The organism is Modestobacter sp. NPDC049651 (assembly GCF_040659695.1).
In the GTDB taxonomy this organism is placed as follows: Bacteria; Actinomycetota; Actinomycetes; order Mycobacteriales; family Geodermatophilaceae; genus Modestobacter.
On sequence record NZ_JBFAOG010000021.1, the window covers coordinates 40,050 to 60,191 of the forward strand.

The window sequence follows — 20,142 nt, forward strand, 5'->3', positions numbered from 1 at the left end:
GGCGGGAGAGGAGACGGTGGACTGGTTCGCCGATCCCGGTGCCTGGCTGCCCCGGCTGGTGTTCACCCGGGGCATGGCGCTGGTCTACCTGCTGGCGTTCGTCGCCGCCTGGCGGCAGGGGCCGGCGCTGATCGGCAGCCGGGGGCTCACCCCGGTGCCGCGGTTCCTGGAGTGGGCCGACCGGCGGAAGGCGCCCAGCATCTTCCTCCTGCACTGGTCCGACCGGTTCTTCACCGCGTGCACGTGGCTGGGCGCCGCGCTGTCGGCCGCCGCGCTGGTCGGGGTCGCCGACCAGCTGCCGCTGGCCGGCTGGCTCGCCTGGTGGCTGGTGCTCTGGGCGCTGTACCTGTCGATCGTCAACGTGGGGCAGATCTGGTACGGCTTCGGCTGGGAGTCGCTGCTGCTGGAGGCCGGCTTCCTGACCGCGTTCCTGGGCCCGGCGCACGTCGCCCCGCCGACGCTGGGGATGTGGCTGCTGCGGTGGCTGCTGTTCCGGCTGGAGTTCGGCGCCGGGCTGATCAAGATGCGGGGCGACCGGTGCTGGCGGGACCTGACCTGCCTGCAGTACCACCACGAGACCCAGCCGATGCCCAACCCGCTGAGCTGGTGGTTCCACCGGCTCAGCCCGCGGCTGCACAGGGTGGAGACGGTCGCCAACCACGCCACCCAGCTGGTCGTCGTCTTCGGCCTGCTCGGGCCGCAGCCGGTCGCCGGGGTCGCGGCGCTGGTCATGGTGGTCACCCAGGGCTACCTGCTGGTCAGCGGCAACTTCGCCTGGCTGAACGCGCTCACCCTGGTGCTGGGGCTCTCGGTGCTCGACGGCCGCTGGTGGGCCGCCGTCCTGCCCGTCGACCGCCCGGCGCAGCTGGACTCCCCTGCCTGGCACGTGTGGCTGGTGGTCGCGCTCGCCGCCGTGGTCGCCGGCCTGAGCTGGGGCCCGGTCACCAACATGCTCTCCCCGCACCAGCGGATGAACACCAGCTTCGACCCGCTGCGGCTGGTCAACAGCTACGGCGCGTTCGGCTCGGTCACCAAGGTGCGCCGGGAGGTGGTCATCGAGGCCACCGACGCCCTCGGCCCGGACGCGGTCTGGCGGGAGTACGAGTTCAAGGGCAAGCCGGGCGACGTCCGCCGGCGCCCGCCGCAGTGGGCGCCCTACCACCTGCGGCTGGACTGGCTGATGTGGTTCTTCGCCCTCTCCCCCGCCTACGGCCGGTCGTGGTTCCGGCCGCTGCTGCGCAAGCTGCTGGACGCCGACCCGGCGACGCTGCGGCTGCTCCGCTCGGCGCCGTTCGGGGCGCAGCGGCCCGCGGCGGTGCGCGCGCTGGTGTACCGCTACCGGTTCACCACCCGGGCCGAACGGCGGGAGACCGGCGCCTTCTGGCACCGGACGCTCGAGCGCGAGCTCGCCGGCCCGGTGGTCCGGGACGACGCCGGCGCTGGGGTGTGAGCAGCGCCCGGGTCAGCGGCGGGCGAGCTTCACCAGGGCGCGCGCGGCCTGCCGGACCCGGACGACGGGGTGCGGGCGGGGGAGGTGCGGCTTGTGGCCGGCCGCGTCGGAGACGTCCCGGGCCGCGACCTCCTCGGGCGCCGGCGCCGTGCCGCCCAGGTGCGCGGGCAGCCACCAGCGGTCGTCGTCGCCGGCCGGGGCGTCGGGGTACTCCCGCTGCGCCCGGTCCAGCAGCTCCTCCATCGCGGCGCGGGTGCGACGCAGCAGCGGGGCGACCTTCTCCCCGGGCAGGGGCACGATCGGCTCGCCGACGAGCACGGTGACCGGCAGCCCGCGGCGCAGCTCGACCGAGCGCCCCTTGGTGGCCACCCGCTGCCCGCCCCACACCGCGGCCGGGACGATCGGCACGCCGGCGTCGATCGCCATCCGGGCGGCACCGGCCTTGAGGTCCTTGACGGTGAACGAGCTGCTGATCGTCGCCTCGGGGAACACGCCGACGACCTCGCCGTCCTTGAGCGCGCGCACGGCGTGCTCGAACGCCGCGGCCCCGGCCTTGCGCTCCACCGGGATGTGCTGCATCCAGCGCATCAGCGGGCCGGAGACCCGGTTCTGGAACACCGACGCCTTCGCCATGAACCGCACCATCCGGTACTGCGGGAGCGCCGCCAGCCCCAGGAACATGAAGTCCAGGTAGCTGACGTGGTTGCTGCACAGCACCGCGCCGCCGGAGGCGGGCACGTGCTCGGAGCCGCGGATGTCGAACCGGAAGCCCATCACCCGGAAGAACGCCAGCACGACGCGGTCGAGGAACCGGTAGCGCCGGTCCCGCGGGTCCGGGGAGGGGCCGAAGAGATCGCGGCGGACGACGTCACTCCAGCGCGCGGTGTCCATGGGCGGACGATAGCCGCCGGTGCCGCCGGTCGGCTCAGCCGGAGTGGGTGACCTGCACCGCGGAGCGGACGACGGCGGTCAGGTCACCGGTCTCGCCGAAGACCGCCCGCTGGTGCGCCGCCCCGGTGCCCCGGCGGAGCAGCTCGGCGACCCCGTGCTCGACCCGCTCGAGGTCGCCGGCGTCGGCCAGCGCCGGGCGCACGTGGGCGACCAGGTCGCGCAGCACGGTGCCGGCCGGCGCGGGGCGGCCCGTCCGCGGGTGCACGAGGTCGCCGGTGAGCCCCGACCGCCCGGCCCGCCAGCCGGCGACCCGCACGACCTCGGTGCGGGTGTCCGGCGCCGGCAGCCCGGCGCGCCACTCCGCGGCCGCGGTCTCGACCAGGCCGCGGACGAGGCCGGCGAGCACCACGGCGTCCTCCACCCGCAGGCAGACGTCGGCCACCCGCACCTCCACCGTGGGCCAGGTCGCGGACAGCCGGGCGTCGAAGTAGACCATCCCCTCGTCGACCACGGTGCCGGTGGCGAGCAGGTCCGCGGTGAGCCGGTGGTACTCGGCCGAACTGCCGTAGGGGCCGTTCACGCCGGCCGAGGGCCACCGGTTCCAGGCCTGGCTGCGGAAGCTCTGGTAGCCGGTGTCGCGGCCCTGCCAGAACGGCGAGTTGGCCGACAGCGCGGTCAGTGCCGGCAGCCAGACCCGGATCCGGTCCAGGACGGCGACGCCCTCCTCGTCCCCGTCGACCGAGACGTGCACGTGGCACCCGCAGGTGAGCTGCTCCTGCGAGGTGACGCCGAAGGACTCCTCGATCCGCTCGTACCGCTCCCCCGGCGTCCGCAGCGGCTCGACGGCGACCGGCGAGGTGGCCAGCGCGGCGACGCGCGCACCGACGGCGGTCGCGGCGGCATCGGCCTCGGCCCGCCAGTGCCGCAGCCGGGCGGCGACGGCGGACAGCTCCCGGCAGACCTCGGTGCCCAGCTCCACCTGCTGCTGCTTCAGCTCGGGCACCAGGTGGGCGCCGTCGGGCGTCTCGAACTCCCCGCGCTCGGCCCGGTCGTGCTGCTCGACCGTCTCGCCCTCGCCCCGTCGCGCCGCCACGTCGAGCAGCGCCGGCCCGAGCGGGACCGTCACCCCGCCGGGGTCGACGACGAGCAGCTCTTCTTCCACTCCGACGGTGCGCACCGGCTCATGATCACCTGGGGCGGCCGCGTCCGCACCGGTTGGGGGAATGGTCGTGTCATTGCGCCGGCGCCCGGAGGGCGCGGTTGCCGGCAAGGGCAGGTGACCACCAATTCGGGGGTGGAGAAATGTTGGGAATAACGGCAGAATTGGTCCATGACAGGCTCGTGGCAGCTCCCCCTGCCCGACATGCCGGTGCCGCCCGCTGCGCGGGCATGGCGGCGCATCCCACCACCCCAGGGCTACGAGCCCCAGTGGCGGCGGCTGGTCGAGGCGGCCCTCGAACTCGGCATCGGTCCCGACGACCTGCTGGCCGGCGGGATCGAACCGATCGCCGCGGCCCGCGGCTGGAAGCCGGCGACGGTCGCGCTGTACAGCAAGGTGGCCCGCTACGGCGGGCTGGCCGTCCCGCTGGTCCGGACGCCGGAGCCCGATCCGGTGCTGCTGGACCTCCGGCCGCTGACCGAGGTGCGCGGCTCCGCGCCGGAGCACCTGCGCACGGTCGCCTGGTGCGCCCTCGCGCTGGGCTGGCCCGGCACGGTGACCCAGTTCCGCAACCTGCGCCGGGACCAGGTGCACGCGACCAGCAAGCGGCTGCTGCTGAGCACCGACGACGGCGACTGGTCGGTGCCCGGCGCGTTGCTGGCCTGGCACGCCTGGGAGACCGCGCGGTCGCGGTTCCCGGCGCTGGCGGCGAGCCCGTGGGTGCTGCCCGCGCTGCGCCGCGGTCCCGGGGTGAACAGCTCGGTGGGCGGTCAGCTGTCCACGCAGGCGCTGCAGGTGACGTTCACCAAGCACGCGGTGCGGACGGCGCTCGAGCTGCAGGCCACCGCGGCGCCGTCGCAGCGGGCGGTGGTCGAGGAGCTGGCCAAGGACTACGGCACGCTCTCCTACGACTCCTACCGGCGGCTGGCGCTGGCCGCCGGGGCGGCGCCGGTCGCGCCCCGCGGGGCGGTCCGGGCGCTGCGCAGCGTCGGCCGTGCCGCCCGGATGGCGGGCTGACCGTCCCCGCGCACGAGCTCGCTGCTGACGGCCGGGGTGCCGGCCGTCAGCAGAGGGCGAGCTGCTCGGGCTCGTCGGCGGGCGCGGCCACCGCGTTCGGCGCCGGGTGCGGCAGGCTGCCGACCGGGAACCCGGCGGACTCGTCGCCGGGCAGACCCGACGACGAACCGGCGAGCCCGCGCGCGTCACCGCCGGACTGCCGGTCCAGCCCGTGCCGGGCGAGGATCGGCGCGACCCGCTTGGCCAGCCAGCTGCGGTACTCGGCGGGCACGTAGGCGCCGCGGCCGTAGAGCTGGCGGTAGCGCGGCACCAGCCCGGGGTGCTCCCGGGCGAGCCAGGCGGTGAACCACTCCCGGGCGCCGGGCCGCAGGTGCAGCGGCAGGACGGTCACGCCGGTGGCACCGGCGGCGGCGATCGCGCCGATGGCCGCCTCGAGGTGGTCGACCCGGTCGGTGAGGCCGGGCAGCACCGGGGCGAGGAAGACCCCGCAGGGCAGACCGGCGTCGGTGATCGCCCGCACCAGGTCCAGCCGGGCGCGCGGCGTGGGCACCCCGGGCTCCAGGGCGGTGTGCAGCTCGTCGTCCCAGATGGCCAGGGAGACGCCCATGCCGATCGGCACGTCCCGGGCGGCGGCGGCCAGCAGCGGGACGTCGCGGCGGGCCAGCGTGCCCTTGGTCAGGACGGAGAACGGCGTGCCCGAGGAGGCCAGCGCGTCGATGATCCCGGGCATCAGCCGGTACCGGCCCTCCGCGCGCTGGTACGGGTCGGTGTTCGTGCCCAGCGCGACGTGCTCGCGCTTCCAGCTCGGCCGGGACAGCTCCCGCCGCAGCACCTCGACGATGTTGGTCTTCACCACGATCTGCTGGTCGAAGTCGGTGCCGGTGTCCAGCTCCAGCCACTCGTGCGTGCCGCGGGCGAAGCAGTAGACACACGCGTGGGAGCAGCCCCGGTAGGGGTTGATCGTGTGGCCGAACGGCATCGCCGACTCCTTCGGCACCGCGTTCAGCGCGCTCTTGGACCGCACCTCGTGGAACGTCAGGTCCGGGAACTCCGGCACCTGCACCCGGCGCAGCAGCCCGCGGACCGTGGGCAGGCCGGGCAGCGTCGTCGGCTCGTCGAGGTCGAGCTTCTGGGCGTCCCACCGCATGCCGTCATACGAACACACGTTCGAAGCCGTGTCCACTGCCCCGCGCGGCGCGGCGGACCGTGCACGGCCGGATCAGAGGGGCGGGCGGTCCTCGTAGTAGGTGGTGAGCACGACCGTCGTCCGGGTGGACACGTTCGCCGCCGCGCGGATCTGCGCCAGCAGCGCCTCGAGGGCGTTCGGCGAGGGCACCCGCACCTTGAGCAGGTAGCTCTCCTCCCCGGCGACCGAGTGGCACTCCTCGATCGCCGACAGGTGCGCCAGCCGGGCCGGGGCGTCGTCCGGCTGCGCCGCCTCGATCGGGGTGATCGCCACGAAGGCGGTCAGCGGCAGCCCGAGCGCGCCCGCGGCCAGGTGCGCCGAGTAGCCGGTGATCAGCCCGCGCTGCTCCAGCCGGCGCACCCGCTGGTGCACCGCGGACACCGACAGCCCGACCCGCTCGGCGAGCTCGGTGTAGCTGGCCCGCCCGTCGCGGGCCAGCGCCGCCATCAGCTGGCGGTCGACGTCGATCGGGGCGCCCGGCCCCTCGACCGGGTCAGCCGGCGAGTTCGACGAGCTCACGGGGGCCCTCGTTCAGCACGCGCACGCCGTCGTCGGTGCACACGACGATGTCCTCGATCCGGGCGCCGGCCTCGCCGGCGAGGTAGATGCCGGGCTCCACGGAGAACGCCATCCCGGGCTCCAGCGGCCGGTCGTTGCCGGCGACGATGTACGGCGCCTCGTGGGTGTCCAGACCGATGCCGTGGCCGGTGCGGTGGATGAAGTGCTCCCCCCACCCGGCGTCGGCGATGACGGTGCGGGCCGCCGCGTCGACCTGCTCGCAGGTGGCACCGGGCCGCACGGCGCCGGTCGCCGCGGCCTGGGCGGCCTGCAGCACCCCGTACCACTCGGCGGTCCGCGCGCCGGCCGAGCCGCCGACGACGTAGGTGCGGGTGCAGTCGGACCGGTAGCCGGTCGCGGTCTCCCCGCCGATGTCGACGACCACCACGTCACCGGCCCGCACCACCCGCTCGGACAGCTCGTGGTGCGGGCTGGCCCCGTTGGGGCCCGAGGCGACGATGGTGAAGTCGACCGCCACGTGCCCCTCGGCCAGGATCGCCGCCGCGATGTCGGCGCCCACCGCGGCCTCCGTGCGGCCGACCCGCAGCCACTCCCCCATCCGCGCGTGCACCCGGTCGATGGCCGCGCCGGCCAGCGCCAGCTCCTCGACCTCCGCGGGCGTCTTGACCATCCGCAGCCGGTCCACGACCGGCGCCGCGAGCTCCAGCGCCGAGCCGGGCAGCGCGCGCTGGACGCCGAGGGCGTGCTCGGCCCAGGTGCGGTTGCCGACGGCGACCCGCGCGGGCGCCGTGCCCAGCCGGGCGGTGACCGCCTCGGCGAGTCGGGTGAACGGGTCGTCGGTCTCGTCCCAGGCCAGCAGCTGCAGGCCCAGCGACCCGGCCGGTGAGGCGTCGACCATCGGCGCCTCCAGCCGCGGCACGACCAGCAGCGGCTCACCCCGGCGCGGCACCGCCAGCGCCGTCAGCCGCTCCATCGCGTGCGCCGCGTACCCGCACAGGTAGCGCAGGTCGGAGCCGGGGGTGACGACCAGGACGTCGATGCCGAGCTCGTCGGCGACGGCGCGCGCGGCGTGCAGCCGGTCGACGGTCACCAGCGGGGAGACGGGAGGAGCCACGCGCGCAGACTAACGGCGGCCCCCGACGGCGCCGACGGGCTCGTCCCGGGAGGAGCCGGGGCCGCTACCGTCCCGGGCGTGACGACGATGCTGCTGGACTCCGCGAGCCTGTACTTCCGGGCGTTCTACGGCGTGCCCACGAGCGTCACCTCCCCCGACGGGCGCCCGGTCAACGCGGTCCGCGGGTTCCTGGACATGACCGCCCGGCTGGTCACCACCCACCGCCCGCAGCGGTTCGTCGCCTGCTGGGACGACGACTGGCGGCCGGCCTTCCGGGTCGAGGCGCTCCCCTCCTACAAGGCGCACCGCGTCGCCCCGGACGGCGGGGAGGAGACCCCCGACGAGCTGGGCCCGCAGGTGCCCGTGCTGGTCGAGGTGCTCGCCGCCGCGGGGCTGGCCCGGGTCGGCGCGCCGGGCTACGAGGCGGACGACGTCATCGGCACGCTGGCCACCCGGGCCCGCGGGCCGGTCGACGTCGTCACCGGCGACCGCGACCTGTTCCAGCTCGTCGACGACGCCCGCGGCGTGCGGGTGCTCTACACCGCCCGCGGCATCACCGACCTGGAGTTCGTCGACGAGGCCGCGGTCGCCGCCAAGTACGGCGTGCCCGGCACGGCCTACGCCGACTTCGCCGTGCTGCGTGGCGACCCCAGCGACGGGCTGCCCGGGGTGGCCGGCGTGGGCGCGAAGACCGCGGCCGCGCTGATCACCGAGTTCGGCACGCTCCCTGCCATCCGCGAGGCCGCCGCGCGCACCGTCGTCCCCAGGGCGCCGCTGACCGCGGCGGTGCTCAAGCGGCTGGCCGCCGCCGGCGACTACCTCGACGCCGCGCCGGCCGTCGTCCGGGTGGTCACCGACATCGACCTGCCGGCCGTGGACGGCGACCTGCCGGCCCGCCCCGCGGACCCCGACGCGCTGGCCGCGCTGGCCCACCAGCACGGCATCGGGTCCTCGCTGCGCCGGCTGGGCGCGGCCCTGGGCTGGCCGGACGACGCCGTCGTCCTCGACTGAGCGGCCGGCTCAGCGGCCGTCGGACCAGGTGTAGGCGCCGTCCCGGCCGGTGACCCGGATGGTGATGTCGACCCGCGCGTCGTCGGCGGTCGTGCCGCTGCACCGGTAGGTGCGGTCCACCTCCACCGGCATGTCGTCGTCGCAGCGCAGCTCGACGTCCCCGCCGCGCAGCTGCTGGTACTGGGCGGCGACGTCCCGCTGGACCGACACCGGGTCGAGCGCGGTCGGGCGCAGCGCCAGCGGCACGGTGGCGGCGGCGGCCACGACCACCAGCAGCAGGGCGAACAGCAGCCACGGCCACGACCGCTGGCGGCGCACCGGCGGCGGAGGCGGCGGCCAGCCGCCGGGCGCACCCCACGGCTGGCCCTGCCCCCAGGGCTGCCCCCAGGCCTGCTGGGGTCCCGGGGCGGGCGGTGCCCAGTGCTGCGGCGGCCCGTACGGGTGCGGCTGGCCCCAACCGGGCTGCGGCGGGGGCGGGTAGGGGCCGGCCGGGCGCTGCGGGCCGGCCGGGTCGGCGTGCCCGTCGCCGGGCCCGGGGCGCTGGTCGCCGGGCCCGGGGCGCCACGGGTCGTGCGGCTGGCTCATCGTCGTCCCCTCCGGCTGCCCGGCCTGCTCACGGTCGCGGCACCCATCCTGGGGTGGTCAGCCGGTGAGCGCCACGGCGACGACCCCGCGGCGCACCCGGCCCACGGCGGCCCGGGCGACCCCGGCCAGCGGCTCGTCGGCGACCTTGGCCAGCTGGTCGAGCAGGTCGACCAGCTGCCGGGCCCAGCGCACGAAGTCGCCGCCGGAGAGCTCCACGCCCGCCTGCTCGGCGCCGGACAGCACCCGGTCCAGGGTCTGCCCGTCGGCCCAGCGGAAGGCGGCCCACACGAAGCCCAGGTCCAGGTCCCGGCTCAGCGGCACCCCGTGCTCGGCCTCGACGTCGGCCAGCCGGCCGCGCACCCGGCGCATCTCGGCGAGCGCACCGGCCACCTTGCCGGCCGGCACCGGCGGCTGCCCCGGGCCCTCGCGGCGGGCCTCGAACACCAGCGCCGACAGCACCGCGGCGAGCTCGGCCGGCGTCAGCCCGCGGAAGACGCCGGCGCGCACGCACTCGGCGGTCAGCAGGTCCGACTCCGACCAGATGCGGGCCAGCCGGCGGCCGGCGTCGGTGACCAGCGGGGACGCCTCCGGGGCGATGCCGTCCTCGGTGACCTCGACGGTCGGGCCGTCCTCGTCGGGCGCGGCCTCGGGGTGCAGGTAGCCCAGCTCCTCCAGCACGTCGCAGGTGCGGTCGAACTGGCGGGTCAGCGAGCCGGTGCGGTCGGCCATCCGGGCGTGCAGCGTCTCCGCCTCGCGCAGCTCCCGCAGCCAGCGGTCGGCGGCCCGCACCCGCTCCTCCCGGTCGGGCAGCGCGTGCACCGGGTGGGCGCGCATCGCGTGCCGCAGGTCGGCGAGCACCGGGTCGTCGGCGGCCGCCGAGCGGCTGCGCGCCAGCCGGGCGCCCAGGGCCTGCTCGGACCGGGTGTTGCGCAGCGTGGAGGCGAGGTCGCGGCGGGCGTGCGGGCTGCGGTGGTTGAAGTTCTTGGGGACCTTCACCCGGGCCAGCGCGCTCACCGGCGAGGGGAAGTCGCCGGACCCGAGCCGGCCGGCCCAGCGGTCCTCGGTGAGCACCAGCGGGCGGGGGTCGGCCAGGTCGGTGACGCCCGGGTCGAGCACGACGGCCAGCCCCTGGCGCCGTCCCGAGGGCACCCGGATCACGTCACCGGGCCGCAGCGCGGCCAGCGACTCGGCCGCCTCGATCCGGCGCTTGGCCTGCGAGTCGCGGGACAGCGACTTCTCCCGGTCGGAGATCTCCCGGCGCAGCCGGGCGTACCCGGCGACGTCGAGCGCCGGGTGGGTGTCCCGGCGCATCTCCGCCTCCAGCTGCAGCGCCGTCTCCTCGTGCCGGGCGGCGCTGCGGGCCAGCCCCACCACCGACCGGTCGGCCTGGAACTGGGCGAAGGAGGAGGCGAGCAGCTCGCGGGCGCGGGCCCGGCCGAACGCGCCGACCAGGTTGACAGCCATGTTGTAGCTGGGCCGGAACGAGGACCGGAGCGGGTAGGTGCGGGTGCTGGCCAGGCCTGCGACCAGGGTCGGGTCGACGTTCGGCGCCCAGACGACGACCGCGTGCCCCTCGACGTCGATGCCGCGCCGGCCGGCCCGGCCGGTGAGCTGGGTGTACTCCCCCGGCGTCACGTCGACGTGCGCCTCGCCGTTCCACTTGACCAGCCGCTCCAGGACCACCGTGCGGGCGGGCATGTTGATGCCCAGCGCCAGCGTCTCGGTGGCGAACACGGCCTTGACCAGGCCGCGGACGAAGCACTCCTCGACGGTCTCCTTGAACGCCGGCACGAGCCCGGCGTGGTGGGCGGCGAACCCGGCCAGCAGCCCCTCGCGCCACTCCCAGAAGCCCAGGACGTGCAGGTCCTCCTCCGGCAGCGACCCGGTGCGGCGGTCGATGATCTCCGCGATCTCCTGCCGCTCCCACTCGTCGGTCAGCCGCAGCCCCGACAGCAGGCACTGGTGCACCGCCTGGTCGCAGCCGTTCCGGCTGAAGATGAAGGTGATCGCCGGCAGCAGGCCCGCGCGGTCCAGCCGGGCGATGACGTCGGGCCGCGCCGGCGGCTTGAACCGCGGCTTGTGGCTGAACCCGCCGCGCGCGCCACCCCCGCCGCCGGACCAGCTGTCGAACCGGCGCTCCTGCTCGTGCACGTAGCGGACCAGCTCGGGGTCGACGACGGCCGCGCCCCGGTCGCGGGTCGAGCGGCCGCGCGGGGAGTCCTCCCACTCCCCCGCGTGCGCCGCGGGCCGCAGCGCGAACAGGTCCATCACCCGGCCGTTGACCAGCATGTGCTGCCACAGCGGGATGGGCCGCACCTCGCTGACGACGACCGCCGTGTCACCGCGCACGGTGACCAGCCAGTCGGCGAACTCCTCCGCGTTGCTGACCGTCGCCGACAGCGAGACCAGGGTGACGTGCTGCGGGAGGTGGATGATCACCTCCTCCCACACCGCGCCGCGGAACCGGTCGGCCAGGTAGTGCACCTCGTCCATGACCACGTAGCCGAGGTCGCGCAGCGCCGGGGACTCCGCGTAGAGCATGTTGCGCAGCACCTCGGTGGTCATCACGACCACCGGGGCGTCGCCGTTCACGGCGTTGTCGCCGGTGAGCAGGCCGACCCGGTCGGCGCCGTAGCGGTCGACCAGGTCGTTGTACTTCTGGTTCGACAGCGCCTTGATCGGGGTCGTGTAGAAGGCCTTGCGGCCCTCCTGCAGCGCCTTGTGGACGGCGAACTCCCCCACCACCGTCTTGCCGGCGCCGGTCGGCGCGCAGACGAGCACCCCGGAGCCCTCCTCCAGCGCCTCGCAGGCCTCCACCTGGAACGGGTCCAGGGAGAAGCCCAGCTCGGCGGTGAAGTCGGCGAGGGTGGGGTGGGCGGTGCGCCGCCGGGCCGCCGCGTAGCGCTCAGCCGGGCTGGACATGCCCCCACAGTAGGTACCCGCCCGACCCCCTGCAGGGAGGCGCCTCAGGGGCGGGTGCCGACGACCCGCAGCGCGCCCGGCACGCAGACGGCGGTCGCCGGCAGCGGCTGCACCCGCTCGCCGTCGGCCCAGGTGACCAGGCCCGCGCCGTGCAGCGACACCCGGCGGCCGCGCAGCACCTCGACCGCCGGGTGGGTGAGGTGGGTGCCGTCGGTGAGCCGCGGCTTCGTGCGCACCAGGTCCAGCCGGGTCACCGGTCCGATCACGACCACGTCGAGCAGGCCGTCGTCCGGGGTGGCGGTGGGGCTGATCCGCATGCCGCCGCCGTAGGTGCCGGTGTTGCCGACCGCCACCAGGGTGACCTCGCGGCTGCGGACGGTCCCGTCGACGGTGAGCGTCACCGGCCGGGGGCGCAGCCGGGCCAGCTCGGCCAGGACGGCGACGTCGTACCGGCGCGGGCCGCGCGGCCAGCGCAGCCGCTCGGCCCGGGCGGTGACCGCGGCGTCGAAGCCGCAGCACAGCACGGTGCCCCACCACCGGTCCCCGGTGCGGCCGAGGTCGACCCGCCGGTCGGTCCCCGCCGCCAGGTCCGCGGCCGCCGCCCGGGCCGCGGCCAGCGGGTCGGCCGGCACCCCCAGCGCGGTGGCCAGGTCGTTGCCGCTGCCGGCGGGCAGCAGGGCCAGCGGCGTGCGGGTGCCGGCCACGGCCTGCAGCGCGGCGTGCGCGACGCCGTCCCCACCGAGGGCGGCGACCGCGGCCGCGCCTCCGGTGACCGCCTGGTGGGCCTGGCGCTCGGCGTCCGCCCGCGTGGGTGCGGTCAGCACCCGCGGGGTCACGCCCCCGGCGGTGAGGACGGCGGCGACGTCGTCGGCGATCCGGGCGCCGCGGCCCCGCCCGGCGGCGGCGTTGACCAGCAGCGCCACCTCCGGGAGCGGCACCCGGTCAGGGTGCCGGACGGCCGCGCGGCAGGTCGGCGGCGTCGAGCGGGTGGGCCGGGTCGGGGTCGGAGTCCGGGTGGAGCCGGGACGGCGTGGCGTCCAGCGGGGAGGCCTCGTCGTCGTCGAGGTCGGCGAACCCGCTGAGCGCCTCGCGGCGGGCACGCCGCTTGTCGACGACCCGGGCGATCTGGATGGCCAGCTCGAACAGCACGATCATCGGGATGGCCATCAGGCACATCGTGAACGGGTCCTGGGTGGGCGTGATGAACGCGGCGAACACGACGGTGAGGAAGTAGATCCACCGCCGGCCCTTGGCCAGCACCGCGTGGCTGAGGATGCCCACCAGGTTCAGCGCCACCGCCAGCAGCGGCAGCTCGAAGCTGACCCCGAACGCGAGCAGGATCGAGATGACGAAGCCCAGGTAGTCCTGGGCGGTGAGCGCGACCGCGACGTTGTCGCCGGCCAGGCCCAGCAGCAGGGTCAGCCCGGCGCGCAGCGAGACGTAGGCCAGCACCGCGCCGAGGGCGAACAGCGTGCTGGCGGCGGCGACGAACCCGGCGCCGTAGCGCTTCTCGTTGCGCTTGAGGCCCGGGGTGATGAACGCCCAAGTCTGGTACAGCCAGAACGGCGCAGAGACCACGATCCCGGCGATGAAGGCGATCTTCAGCCGGATGAGGGCGCCGCCGAACACGTCGGTGACCAGCAGCTTGCAGTCACCGCTCGTGGTGCCGGTGCCCAGCGCCCGGTTGTCGGCGGGGATGCCGCAGTAGGGGGCGCGGATGAACGTGCCCAGGCCGTGGTCGTACCACCAGAAGCAGACCGCGGTCGCGGCCAGGACGAACAGCAGCGCCACCGCGATGCGGTTGCGCAGCTCGCGCAGGTGCGCGACCAGGGTCATGGTCGCGGCGGCGTCCCGCGGGGGACGCCGCCGGCGGCGGGTGCGCTCTCGCCCTGGGGCGCTCACGGACGGGGGGAGGTCGGGGATCAGCGCGCGCTGTCGGCCGCGGCGCGGGCGCGCGCCAGCTCGGCCCGGGCACGCGCGTCCGCGGCGGCCTTCTCCGCAGCCGCGGCCTCGGCCTCGAGGTCCGCGGCCGACGGGGTGGCGACGACCTGACCGGTCACCGGCGTGGTCCGCGCGGCGTCCCTGGTGCGGACGTCGTCGTCCTTCATGCCCTTCATCTCGCCCTTGAAGATGCGCAGCGAGCGGCCCAGCGAGCGGGACGCGTCGGGCAGCTTCTTGTAACCGAAGAGCAGCAGGATCGCGAGGATGATCAGGCCGATCTCTGCCGGGCCGAGGTTCATCGGTTCCTCCGAGTGGTGGGGCGGTCGTGCCGAGCCTACGCCGGGGAGCCGACCGTCCCCGGTCCCCGCGCGGGCGGTCAGGCGGTCGGCTGCTCCTTCGCCCGGACCGCGGCGGCGCGCTCGGCGGTGGCCTGCACCTCCGCGAGCACCGGCCGGACCTCCCGGTCCAGCGCCCGGAACTCCTTGCCCAGCCGGCCGACGGCGCCCAGCAGGCCGTAGCCCAGGACGCCGAGCACGAGCACGGCCAGGACGGCGACGCCGATCCACACCCACAGCAGCACGGCACCGACCCTAACGGGCGCTCAGTCGGCGTACCGGGCGAGCGCCGCGCGCGCCTCCGCGGCGACCTGCCCGGCGAGCTCCGCCGGCTCGTCGACCAGCCCCGACCCGCCCAGCGAGGCGACCAGCCGGCGGGCCCAGCCGAGGTCCGCCGTCCGCACCGCGACGGCCAGGCCACCCGGGGGGTCGTCGACCTCGGCGACGTCCTCGACCGGGTAGTAGTCGGCCACCCAGCGGGCGGTGCGGGCCAGCCGCAGCCGCACCACCGGGGCGTCGGCGGGCGGTTGGTAGAGCCCGTCGTCCAGGTCGCGCTCGGTCGCCTCCGGCGGCGGGGCGGCCGGCTCGTCGAGCACGGTGACCTGGTCGATGCGGTCCAGCCGGAACAGCCGGGTGCCCTCGACGTTGCGGCACCAGGCCTCCAGGTACCAGTGCCCGTCGACCAGCAGCAGCCGCATCGGGTCGACCACCCGCTGGGTGCGCTCGTCGCGGCTGGGCACGTAGTAGTGCAGGTGCAGCGCGCGCTTTCGCTCCAGCCCCGCGCGGACGACGGCCAGCGACTGCTCGCGGGCGCCGACGCTGACCGCGACCGGGGTGCGCTGCTCGGCGGCGTGCCCGGCGGCACCCGCGACCTTGGCCAGCGCGCGGCTGACCGCCTCCCCCTCGGCGAGACCGGGCAGCTCCAGCAGGGTGCGCAGCGCGACGATCAGCGCGACCGCCTCGTCGGTGGTCAGCCGCAGCGGGCGCACCATGCCGGCGGTGAAGGTGACCCGGACCAGGTCGCCCTCGAAGGACAGGTCGATGAGGTCGCCGGGGCCGTGCCCGGGCAGCCCGCAGACCCAGAGCAGGTCCAGGTCGCGGCGCAGCTGGGACTCGCTCACCCCGAAGTCGGCGGCCGCGTCGGCCAGCCGGACGCCGTCCGGGCGGGCCTGCAGGTAGGGCACGAGGGCGAGCAGCCGGACCATCCGGTCCGCGGTGGTCGGGCTGGTCATGCGCTCGCCCCGTCCATCGCCGCGAGCCGGGTCAGCCGCTCGACGACCGCCTCCCGCATCCGCTGCGGCGCCTCGACCACCACGTCGGCACCGTAGGCGGCCAGCTGGTCGGCCAGCGACTCCGGCTCGGTGGTGCGCACCTGCAGCCGGTCGTCGTACCCGCCGCGGCCGTCGTCGGCGGGACCCAGCGGCTCGGCGGTCCGGCGCAGCCCGTTCGCCGTCCCCGGGCGTGCGCGGACGACGACGAGGAACTCCTCCCGGCTCACCGAGCGCTCCACGACCGCGGCGAGGTCCAGGTCGGCCGGGGGCTCGAAGGCGCCGGCCTCGCCGACCGGCGTGGGCGAGCCGACGACCCGGGAGAGCCGGAAGACCCGGGGCGCCTGCCGGTCCTGGTCGTGGCCGACGAGGTACCAGCGGCCGTGCCAGGCGACGACGCCCCAGGGCTGCACGCGGCGGGTGCTGGGCGTGCCGGCGTCGGGTCGCCGGTAGTCGAAGGTGAGCTCGCGCCGGTCGCGGGCCGCGGCGTAGCAGGGCTCGAAGGCGGGTTCGCCGGCGTCCAGGCGTGGCTGGATCGGCAGGGTGCGCGACGGGTCGACGTCCACCCCGGCGGCGCGCAGCTTGACCAGCGCGCTCTGCGCGGCCCCGGCGAGCTGCGCGGACTGCCAGAGCCGCAGGGCGAGGCCGACCGCGGCGGCCTCCTCGCCGGTGAGCGTGATCTCGGGCAGCTCGTACTCGGCGCGGGCGATCCGGTAGCCGTCCTCGGTGTCGAAGATGCTCGTGCGCCCGGTCTCCAGCGGGACGCCGATCTCCCGGAGCTCGGCCTTGTCGCGCTCGAACATCCGCTTGAAGGCCTCGTCGGCGCGGGCCGAGCCGTCGTGCGGCTCGTAGCCGGGCACCGTCTCCCGGATCCGGGCGGCCGAGACGTACTGGCGGGTGCCCAGCAGCGCGATGACCAGGTTGACCAGCCGCTCTGCTCGCTTCGCCGACACGCGCACAGGTTAGTGGGAGCGCTGGCTACCCTGCCGGGGTGACGGCAGCCCCCTCCCCCGGTTCCCGGATCCGCTGGCGGCGTGGCCGCGTCACCGCCCTGGGCCGGGCGTGGACCGACGCGCAGGAGATGACCGTCGAGGTGCCCGGCGACGGGACGCTGCAGGCGCTGGCGCACCCCTCGGTGGTCGGGCTGCCGCAGGTCGGCGACGACGTGCTGCTCAACACCACCGCCTGGGCGCAGCGGCTGGGCACCGGCGGGTACGCGCTGGTCGTCGCCGTACCCGACCGGCTGCCGGCCGACCCGGCCGGGCCGGGGCACCTGGTCAAGGGGCGGTACACCGGGCTGCAGGTGACGGTGCAGGGCGTCGACGAGCAGGAGACGCCGCACCACGCGGTGATCGCGGACGCCGAGGACGTCGGCGGGATGCCGGTGGTCGTCGCCGACCTGCACTCCGCGCTGCCCGCCGTGCTCGCCGGCGTGCACGCCACGGACCCCGGCCTGCGGGTCGCCTACGTGATGACCGACGGCGGGGCGCTGCCGGCCGCGTTCTCCCGGACCCTCGACGCGCTGGCCGACCGGCTGGCCGGGGTGGTGACCGTCGGGCAGGCGTTCGGCGGCGACCTCGAGGCGGTGACCGTGCACACCGGGCTGCTCGCGGCCCGGCACGTGCTGCGCGCCGACGTGACGATCGTGGCGCAGGGGCCGGGCAACCTGGGCACCGGGACGCCGTGGGGGTTCTCCGGCGTCGCCGCCGGGGAAGCGTGCAACGCGGCGCACGTGCTGGGCGGGCGGGCCGTGGGCGCGCTGCGCATCTCGGACGCCGACCCCCGGCCCCGGCACCGCGGCGTCTCGCACCACTCGCTGACCGCGTTCGGCCGGGTGGCGCTGGCCGGGGTCGAGCTGGTCGTGCCGTCGGGCCTCTCCCCCGAGCTCGCCGCGCAGGTCGAGGAGGACCTGGCCGGGCAGCCGGCGCGGAACCCGGTGGTGCACGTGCACGCCGACGGGCTGGACGACGCGCTGGCCGCCGTCCCGGTGCGGCTGTCGACGATGGGCCGCGGACTGGCCGAGGACCACGCCTACTTCCTGGCCGCGGCCGCCGCCGGCCGACGGGCCGCCCAGCTCGTCACTGCGTGAGTTCTTTGTGCCGTTGGCACCGCGCGCGGTGCCAAGTTGGGGATAACGGTTCTGTTGCGGATGGCGAGTCGCACTCGCGATCAGGAGGACGTCGACCAGCGCGGCGGTTCGTCGTCCGCGCGGGTCCAGTCCGCCGGCTCGCCGAGCCCAGCCACGTCGGTGAGCCACCAGGTGGCGTCCGGGTCCCAACCGGCCAGCACGGTGCGGACCGGCGGGCCCGGGACGCCGACGGGCCAGGCCTGACCCGCTGTCGCGAGGTAGCCGTCGACGGTCAGGTGGACCCCGTCGTGCTCCTCCGCGACGGTCGCCCAGTCGGGGATCGCCCAGCGACCCGCCCAGCCGGTCACCCGCCACCAGTCGTGCCGGCGGGAGGCGCTCACCTCCAGGGGGAACCTCTCGACCAGGGACGTCCAGTCGGCCGGTCCGGTGATCTCCAGGACCCGTGCCGTGCTGGGCACGGCCACCGGCCAGGTGCGGGCGGTCTCCCAGCCGGCCTCGTCCTCGACGAGCAGCAGCCCGAGCGGGGCCGGGACGGTGGCGATCCCGGCCGGCAGCGTGCGGGTGGTGGCGACCCGGTCGGTGACCGCCGGGGTCGACCACCAGTGGCCGCCCCAGTTCGCGCGCGGGTCGGCCGGCCGCTCCCGGACGGCGTGGTCCTCGTCGAGGAGGGTGTCGGTGCGCCACTGCACGAGCGCCGTCCGGGCGCCGGTCGTCGACGGCGGGGTCAGGTCGGCGGTCGGCCAGCGCACCGTGGACTGGCCGACCGGGTCGAGCGCCGTCGCCCACCACGCGGACGCCGGGGCAGCGGCGACCGCGTCGGCGACGGGGCGCAGCTCGGCGGCCACGTCGTCGACGGCGAGCAGGGCGTCGGCGTCGTCCGGCTCCTGCCAGTACCGGGCCGCGTCGACCGTGCCGAGCAGGGCGGGCAGCAGTTCGACCGGGTCGGTGCAGCGTGCCAGCGCCGCCAGGTCGGCGCCCGCCACGGCCGTGGCGAGGGACCGGCGGGCGTCGTCCCGGTCGAGCCGGCCCACGGGGTGCCCGGCCGGTCCGCCCGACCAGGCGAGCGCGGGCCAGCCGGGGACGACCGGGTCGAGCACCAGCCCCAGCAGCAACCGCCGGCCGCGCGGGCCCGCGAGCAGCAGGTCCGCGCGGTCGGTCACCGCGGCAGTGTGCCCTGCGGCGTCACATGCTGGCGATCAGCTTCTCGACCCGGTCGTCGACGGCCTTGAAGGGGTCCTTGCACAGCACGGTGCGCTGCGCCTGGTCGTTGAGCTTGAGGTGCACCCAGTCGACGGTGAAGTCGCGGCGCTTCTCCTGGGCCCGCCGGATGAACTCGCCGCGCAGCTTGGCGCGGGTGGTCTGCGGCGGCACGTTCTTGGCCTCGAAGATGCGCGGGTCGTGGGTGACCCGGTCGACCTGGCCGGCGGCCTGCAGCAGGTAGTACAGCCCGCGGCCGCGGCGGATGTCGTGGTAGGCGAGGTCCATCTGGGCGACCCGGGGGCTGGACAGCGGCAGGTCGCGCTTGGCCCGGTACCGCTCGAGGAGCTGGTACTTGATCGCCCAGTCGATCTCCCGGTCGATGAGGCCCAGGTCGCCGGTGTCGACGGCCTTGAGGGTGCGCCCCCACAGCTCCAGCATCTGCCGGTGCACCGGGCCGTAGCCCTCGCGGTCGACGAACTCGGCGGCCCGGTCGTGGTACTCCTGCTGGATCTCCAGCGCCGACATCTCCCGGCCGTTGGCCAGCCGCACCTTGCGGCGTCCGGTGATGTCGTGGCTGATCTCCCGGATGGCCCGGATCGGGTTCTCCAGGGTCATGTCCTTGATCGGGACGCCCTGCTCGATCATCCGGAGCACCAGGTCGGTGATCGCGACCTTGAGCAGCGCCGTCGTCTCGCTCATGTTGGAGTCGCCGACGATGACGTGCAGCCGGCGGTAGCGCTCGGCGTCGGCGTGCGGCTCGTCGCGGGTGTTGATGATCGGCCGGGAGCGGGTGGTTGCGCTGGAGACGCCCTCCCAGATGTGCTCGGCCCGCTGGCTGACGCAGAAGACCGCGCCGCGCGGGGTCTGCAGCACCTTGCCGGCGCCGACGACGACCTGGCGGCTGACCAGGAACGGGATGAGCACGTCGGCCAGCCGGCTGAACTCCCCGTGCCGGCCCACCAGGTAGTTCTCGTGGCAGCCGTAGCTGTTGCCGGCGGAGTCGGTGTTGTTCTTGAACAGGTAGATGTCGCCGGTGACGCCCTCCTCCTTCAGCCGCAGCTCGGCGTCGACCAGCAGGCCCTCGAGGATCCGCTCGCCGGCCTTGTCGTGGACGACGAGCTCGGTGAGGTCGTCGCACTCGGCGGTGGCGTACTCGGGGTGGCTGCCGACGTCGAGGTACAGCCGGGAGCCGTTGCGCAGGAAGACGTTGGAGCTGCGGCCCCAGGAGACCACGCGCCGGAAGAGGTACCGCGCGACCTCGTCGGGTGACAGGCGCCGCTGGCCGCGGAAGGTGCACGTGACGCCGTACTCGGTCTCGATGCCGAAGATCCGTCGTTCCACCTCGCCGAGCCTATGCCCGCGCGGCGCGCTCGGCGAGGGTTGCGAGGGCGGCCCGCCGGTGACTGGACGGGGCCCCCCCGGGTGTCGGGGGGGGCGGGGGGGGCCCTACCGGCG

The 20,142-nt window shown here is 75.8% G+C and carries 19 protein-coding genes; 4 read left to right on the plus strand and 15 right to left on the minus strand.

The features are described from left to right. Positions 1 to 16: 16 nt before the first annotated feature. Entirely contained in the window at positions 17 to 1,450 is a 1,434-nt protein-coding gene (locus AB0J00_RS20340; protein WP_357748450.1) for a lipase maturation factor family protein, read from the plus strand. Positions 1,451 to 1,462: 12 nt separating this feature from the next. On the opposite strand, the gene AB0J00_RS20345 is transcribed toward AB0J00_RS20340, so the two are convergent. Beyond that, positions 1,463 to 2,341, minus strand: coding sequence for a lysophospholipid acyltransferase family protein (locus tag AB0J00_RS20345; RefSeq protein WP_357748453.1), 879 nt, complete (start codon positions 2,339 to 2,341; stop codon positions 1,463 to 1,465). Positions 2,342 to 2,375: 34 nt separating this feature from the next. Continuing rightward, positions 2,376 to 3,518 carry a glutamate--cysteine ligase gene (locus tag AB0J00_RS20350; RefSeq protein ID WP_357748456.1) on the minus strand — a complete coding sequence of 381 codons (1,143 nt, stop codon included), beginning with the start codon at positions 3,516 to 3,518 and terminating at the stop codon, positions 2,376 to 2,378. Positions 3,519 to 3,671: 153 nt separating this feature from the next. Between AB0J00_RS20350 and AB0J00_RS20355 the strand changes: the two genes are divergently transcribed. Next, positions 3,672 to 4,517: a hypothetical protein gene (locus AB0J00_RS20355; protein WP_357748458.1), complete on the plus strand. Its 846-nt coding sequence runs from the start codon at positions 3,672 to 3,674 to the stop codon at positions 4,515 to 4,517. A 46-nt stretch (positions 4,518 to 4,563) separates the two neighbouring features. Here the strand turns inward: AB0J00_RS20355 and AB0J00_RS20360 are convergent, their stop codons facing one another. The 3 genes from AB0J00_RS20360 to AB0J00_RS20370 form a co-directional block, all read right to left on the minus strand. Continuing rightward, positions 4,564 to 5,664, minus strand: a complete 1,101-nt coding sequence (locus AB0J00_RS20360) for an Rv2578c family radical SAM protein (RefSeq protein ID WP_357748461.1) — start codon at positions 5,662 to 5,664, stop codon at positions 4,564 to 4,566. Positions 5,665 to 5,736: 72 nt separating this feature from the next. Further along, complete coding sequence (locus AB0J00_RS20365; RefSeq protein WP_357748464.1) at positions 5,737 to 6,222, minus strand: winged helix-turn-helix transcriptional regulator; 486 nt, start codon at positions 6,220 to 6,222, stop codon at positions 5,737 to 5,739. Further along, positions 6,197 to 7,336: a Xaa-Pro peptidase family protein gene (locus AB0J00_RS20370; RefSeq protein WP_357748466.1), complete on the minus strand. Its 1,140-nt coding sequence runs from the start codon at positions 7,334 to 7,336 to the stop codon at positions 6,197 to 6,199. The genes AB0J00_RS20365 and AB0J00_RS20370 overlap by 26 nt, the downstream gene beginning before the upstream one ends. An 87-nt stretch (positions 7,337 to 7,423) precedes the next feature. On the opposite strand from AB0J00_RS20370, the gene AB0J00_RS20375 reads away from it, so the two are divergent. Beyond that, positions 7,424 to 8,347, plus strand: coding sequence for a 5'-3' exonuclease (locus AB0J00_RS20375; protein ID WP_357748496.1), 924 nt, complete (start codon positions 7,424 to 7,426; stop codon positions 8,345 to 8,347). A gap of 9 nt (positions 8,348 to 8,356) precedes the next feature. Here AB0J00_RS20375 and AB0J00_RS20380 read toward each other — a convergent pair whose 3' ends face one another. The 8 genes from AB0J00_RS20380 to AB0J00_RS20415 form a co-directional block, all read right to left on the minus strand. Further along, entirely contained in the window at positions 8,357 to 8,932 is a 576-nt protein-coding gene (locus AB0J00_RS20380) for a DUF4333 domain-containing protein (RefSeq protein ID WP_357748469.1), read from the minus strand. A 57-nt stretch (positions 8,933 to 8,989) separates the two neighbouring features. Next, positions 8,990 to 11,854, minus strand: coding sequence for a DEAD/DEAH box helicase (locus tag AB0J00_RS20385; RefSeq protein WP_357748472.1), 2,865 nt, complete (start codon positions 11,852 to 11,854; stop codon positions 8,990 to 8,992). A 44-nt stretch (positions 11,855 to 11,898) separates the two neighbouring features. After that, positions 11,899 to 12,792 (minus strand): diacylglycerol kinase family protein, encoded by an 894-nt coding sequence (locus AB0J00_RS20390; protein ID WP_357748473.1) that lies wholly within the window; start codon positions 12,790 to 12,792, stop codon positions 11,899 to 11,901. A 4-nt stretch (positions 12,793 to 12,796) separates the two neighbouring features. Then, a complete protein-coding gene (gene tatC / locus AB0J00_RS20395; RefSeq protein ID WP_357748476.1) occupies positions 12,797 to 13,756 on the minus strand; it encodes a twin-arginine translocase subunit TatC in 960 nt (319 codons plus the stop codon). Between the two features lie 20 nt (positions 13,757 to 13,776). Next, complete coding sequence (gene tatA, locus AB0J00_RS20400) at positions 13,777 to 14,094, minus strand: Sec-independent protein translocase subunit TatA (RefSeq protein WP_357748479.1); 318 nt, start codon at positions 14,092 to 14,094, stop codon at positions 13,777 to 13,779. 77 nt (positions 14,095 to 14,171) lie between these two features. After that, complete coding sequence (locus AB0J00_RS20405; RefSeq protein ID WP_357748481.1) at positions 14,172 to 14,375, minus strand: hypothetical protein; 204 nt, start codon at positions 14,373 to 14,375, stop codon at positions 14,172 to 14,174. 21 nt (positions 14,376 to 14,396) lie between these two features. After that, positions 14,397 to 15,362, minus strand: a complete 966-nt coding sequence (locus tag AB0J00_RS20410) for a YafY family protein (RefSeq protein ID WP_357748484.1) — start codon at positions 15,360 to 15,362, stop codon at positions 14,397 to 14,399. Continuing rightward, complete coding sequence (locus AB0J00_RS20415; RefSeq protein ID WP_357748486.1) at positions 15,359 to 16,351, minus strand: WYL domain-containing protein; 993 nt, start codon at positions 16,349 to 16,351, stop codon at positions 15,359 to 15,361. The genes AB0J00_RS20410 and AB0J00_RS20415 overlap by 4 nt, the downstream gene beginning before the upstream one ends. Positions 16,352 to 16,389: 38 nt before the next feature. On the opposite strand from AB0J00_RS20415, the gene AB0J00_RS20420 reads away from it, so the two are divergent. Next, positions 16,390 to 17,487: a DUF3866 family protein gene (locus AB0J00_RS20420; RefSeq protein ID WP_357748489.1), complete on the plus strand. Its 1,098-nt coding sequence runs from the start codon at positions 16,390 to 16,392 to the stop codon at positions 17,485 to 17,487. A gap of 80 nt (positions 17,488 to 17,567) precedes the next feature. Here the strand turns inward: AB0J00_RS20420 and AB0J00_RS20425 are convergent, their stop codons facing one another. Both AB0J00_RS20425 and pafA read right to left on the minus strand, forming a co-directional pair. Next, positions 17,568 to 18,647 carry a hypothetical protein gene (locus AB0J00_RS20425; protein ID WP_357748491.1) on the minus strand — a complete coding sequence of 360 codons (1,080 nt, stop codon included), beginning with the start codon at positions 18,645 to 18,647 and terminating at the stop codon, positions 17,568 to 17,570. A gap of 22 nt (positions 18,648 to 18,669) precedes the next feature. Continuing rightward, the gene (gene pafA / locus AB0J00_RS20430) at positions 18,670 to 20,028 is read right to left on the minus strand and encodes a Pup--protein ligase (protein WP_357748494.1); all 1,359 of its coding nucleotides are present in this window, start codon (positions 20,026 to 20,028) and stop codon (positions 18,670 to 18,672) included. Positions 20,029 to 20,142: the final 114 nt, after the last annotated feature.

Bases quoted from the DNA above. Each gene is read 5' to 3' on its own strand.
- AB0J00_RS20410 (WP_357748484.1), bottom strand. From the start codon at position 15,362: ATGACCAGCCCGACCACCGCGGACCGGATGGTCCGGCTGCTCGCCCTC.
- AB0J00_RS20355 (WP_357748458.1), top strand. From the start codon at position 3,672: ATGACAGGCTCGTGGCAGCTCCCCCTGCCCGACATGCCGGTGCCGCCC.
- AB0J00_RS20385 (WP_357748472.1), bottom strand. From the start codon at position 11,854: ATGTCCAGCCCGGCTGAGCGCTACGCGGCGGCCCGGCGGCGCACCGCC.
- AB0J00_RS20345 (WP_357748453.1), bottom strand. From the start codon at position 2,341: ATGGACACCGCGCGCTGGAGTGACGTCGTCCGCCGCGATCTCTTCGGC.
- AB0J00_RS20360 (WP_357748461.1), bottom strand. From the start codon at position 5,664: ATGCGGTGGGACGCCCAGAAGCTCGACCTCGACGAGCCGACGACGCTG.
- AB0J00_RS20375 (WP_357748496.1), top strand. From the start codon at position 7,424: ATGCTGCTGGACTCCGCGAGCCTGTACTTCCGGGCGTTCTACGGCGTG.
- tatA (WP_357748479.1), bottom strand. From the start codon at position 14,094: ATGAACCTCGGCCCGGCAGAGATCGGCCTGATCATCCTCGCGATCCTG.
- AB0J00_RS20380 (WP_357748469.1), bottom strand. From the start codon at position 8,932: ATGAGCCAGCCGCACGACCCGTGGCGCCCCGGGCCCGGCGACCAGCGC.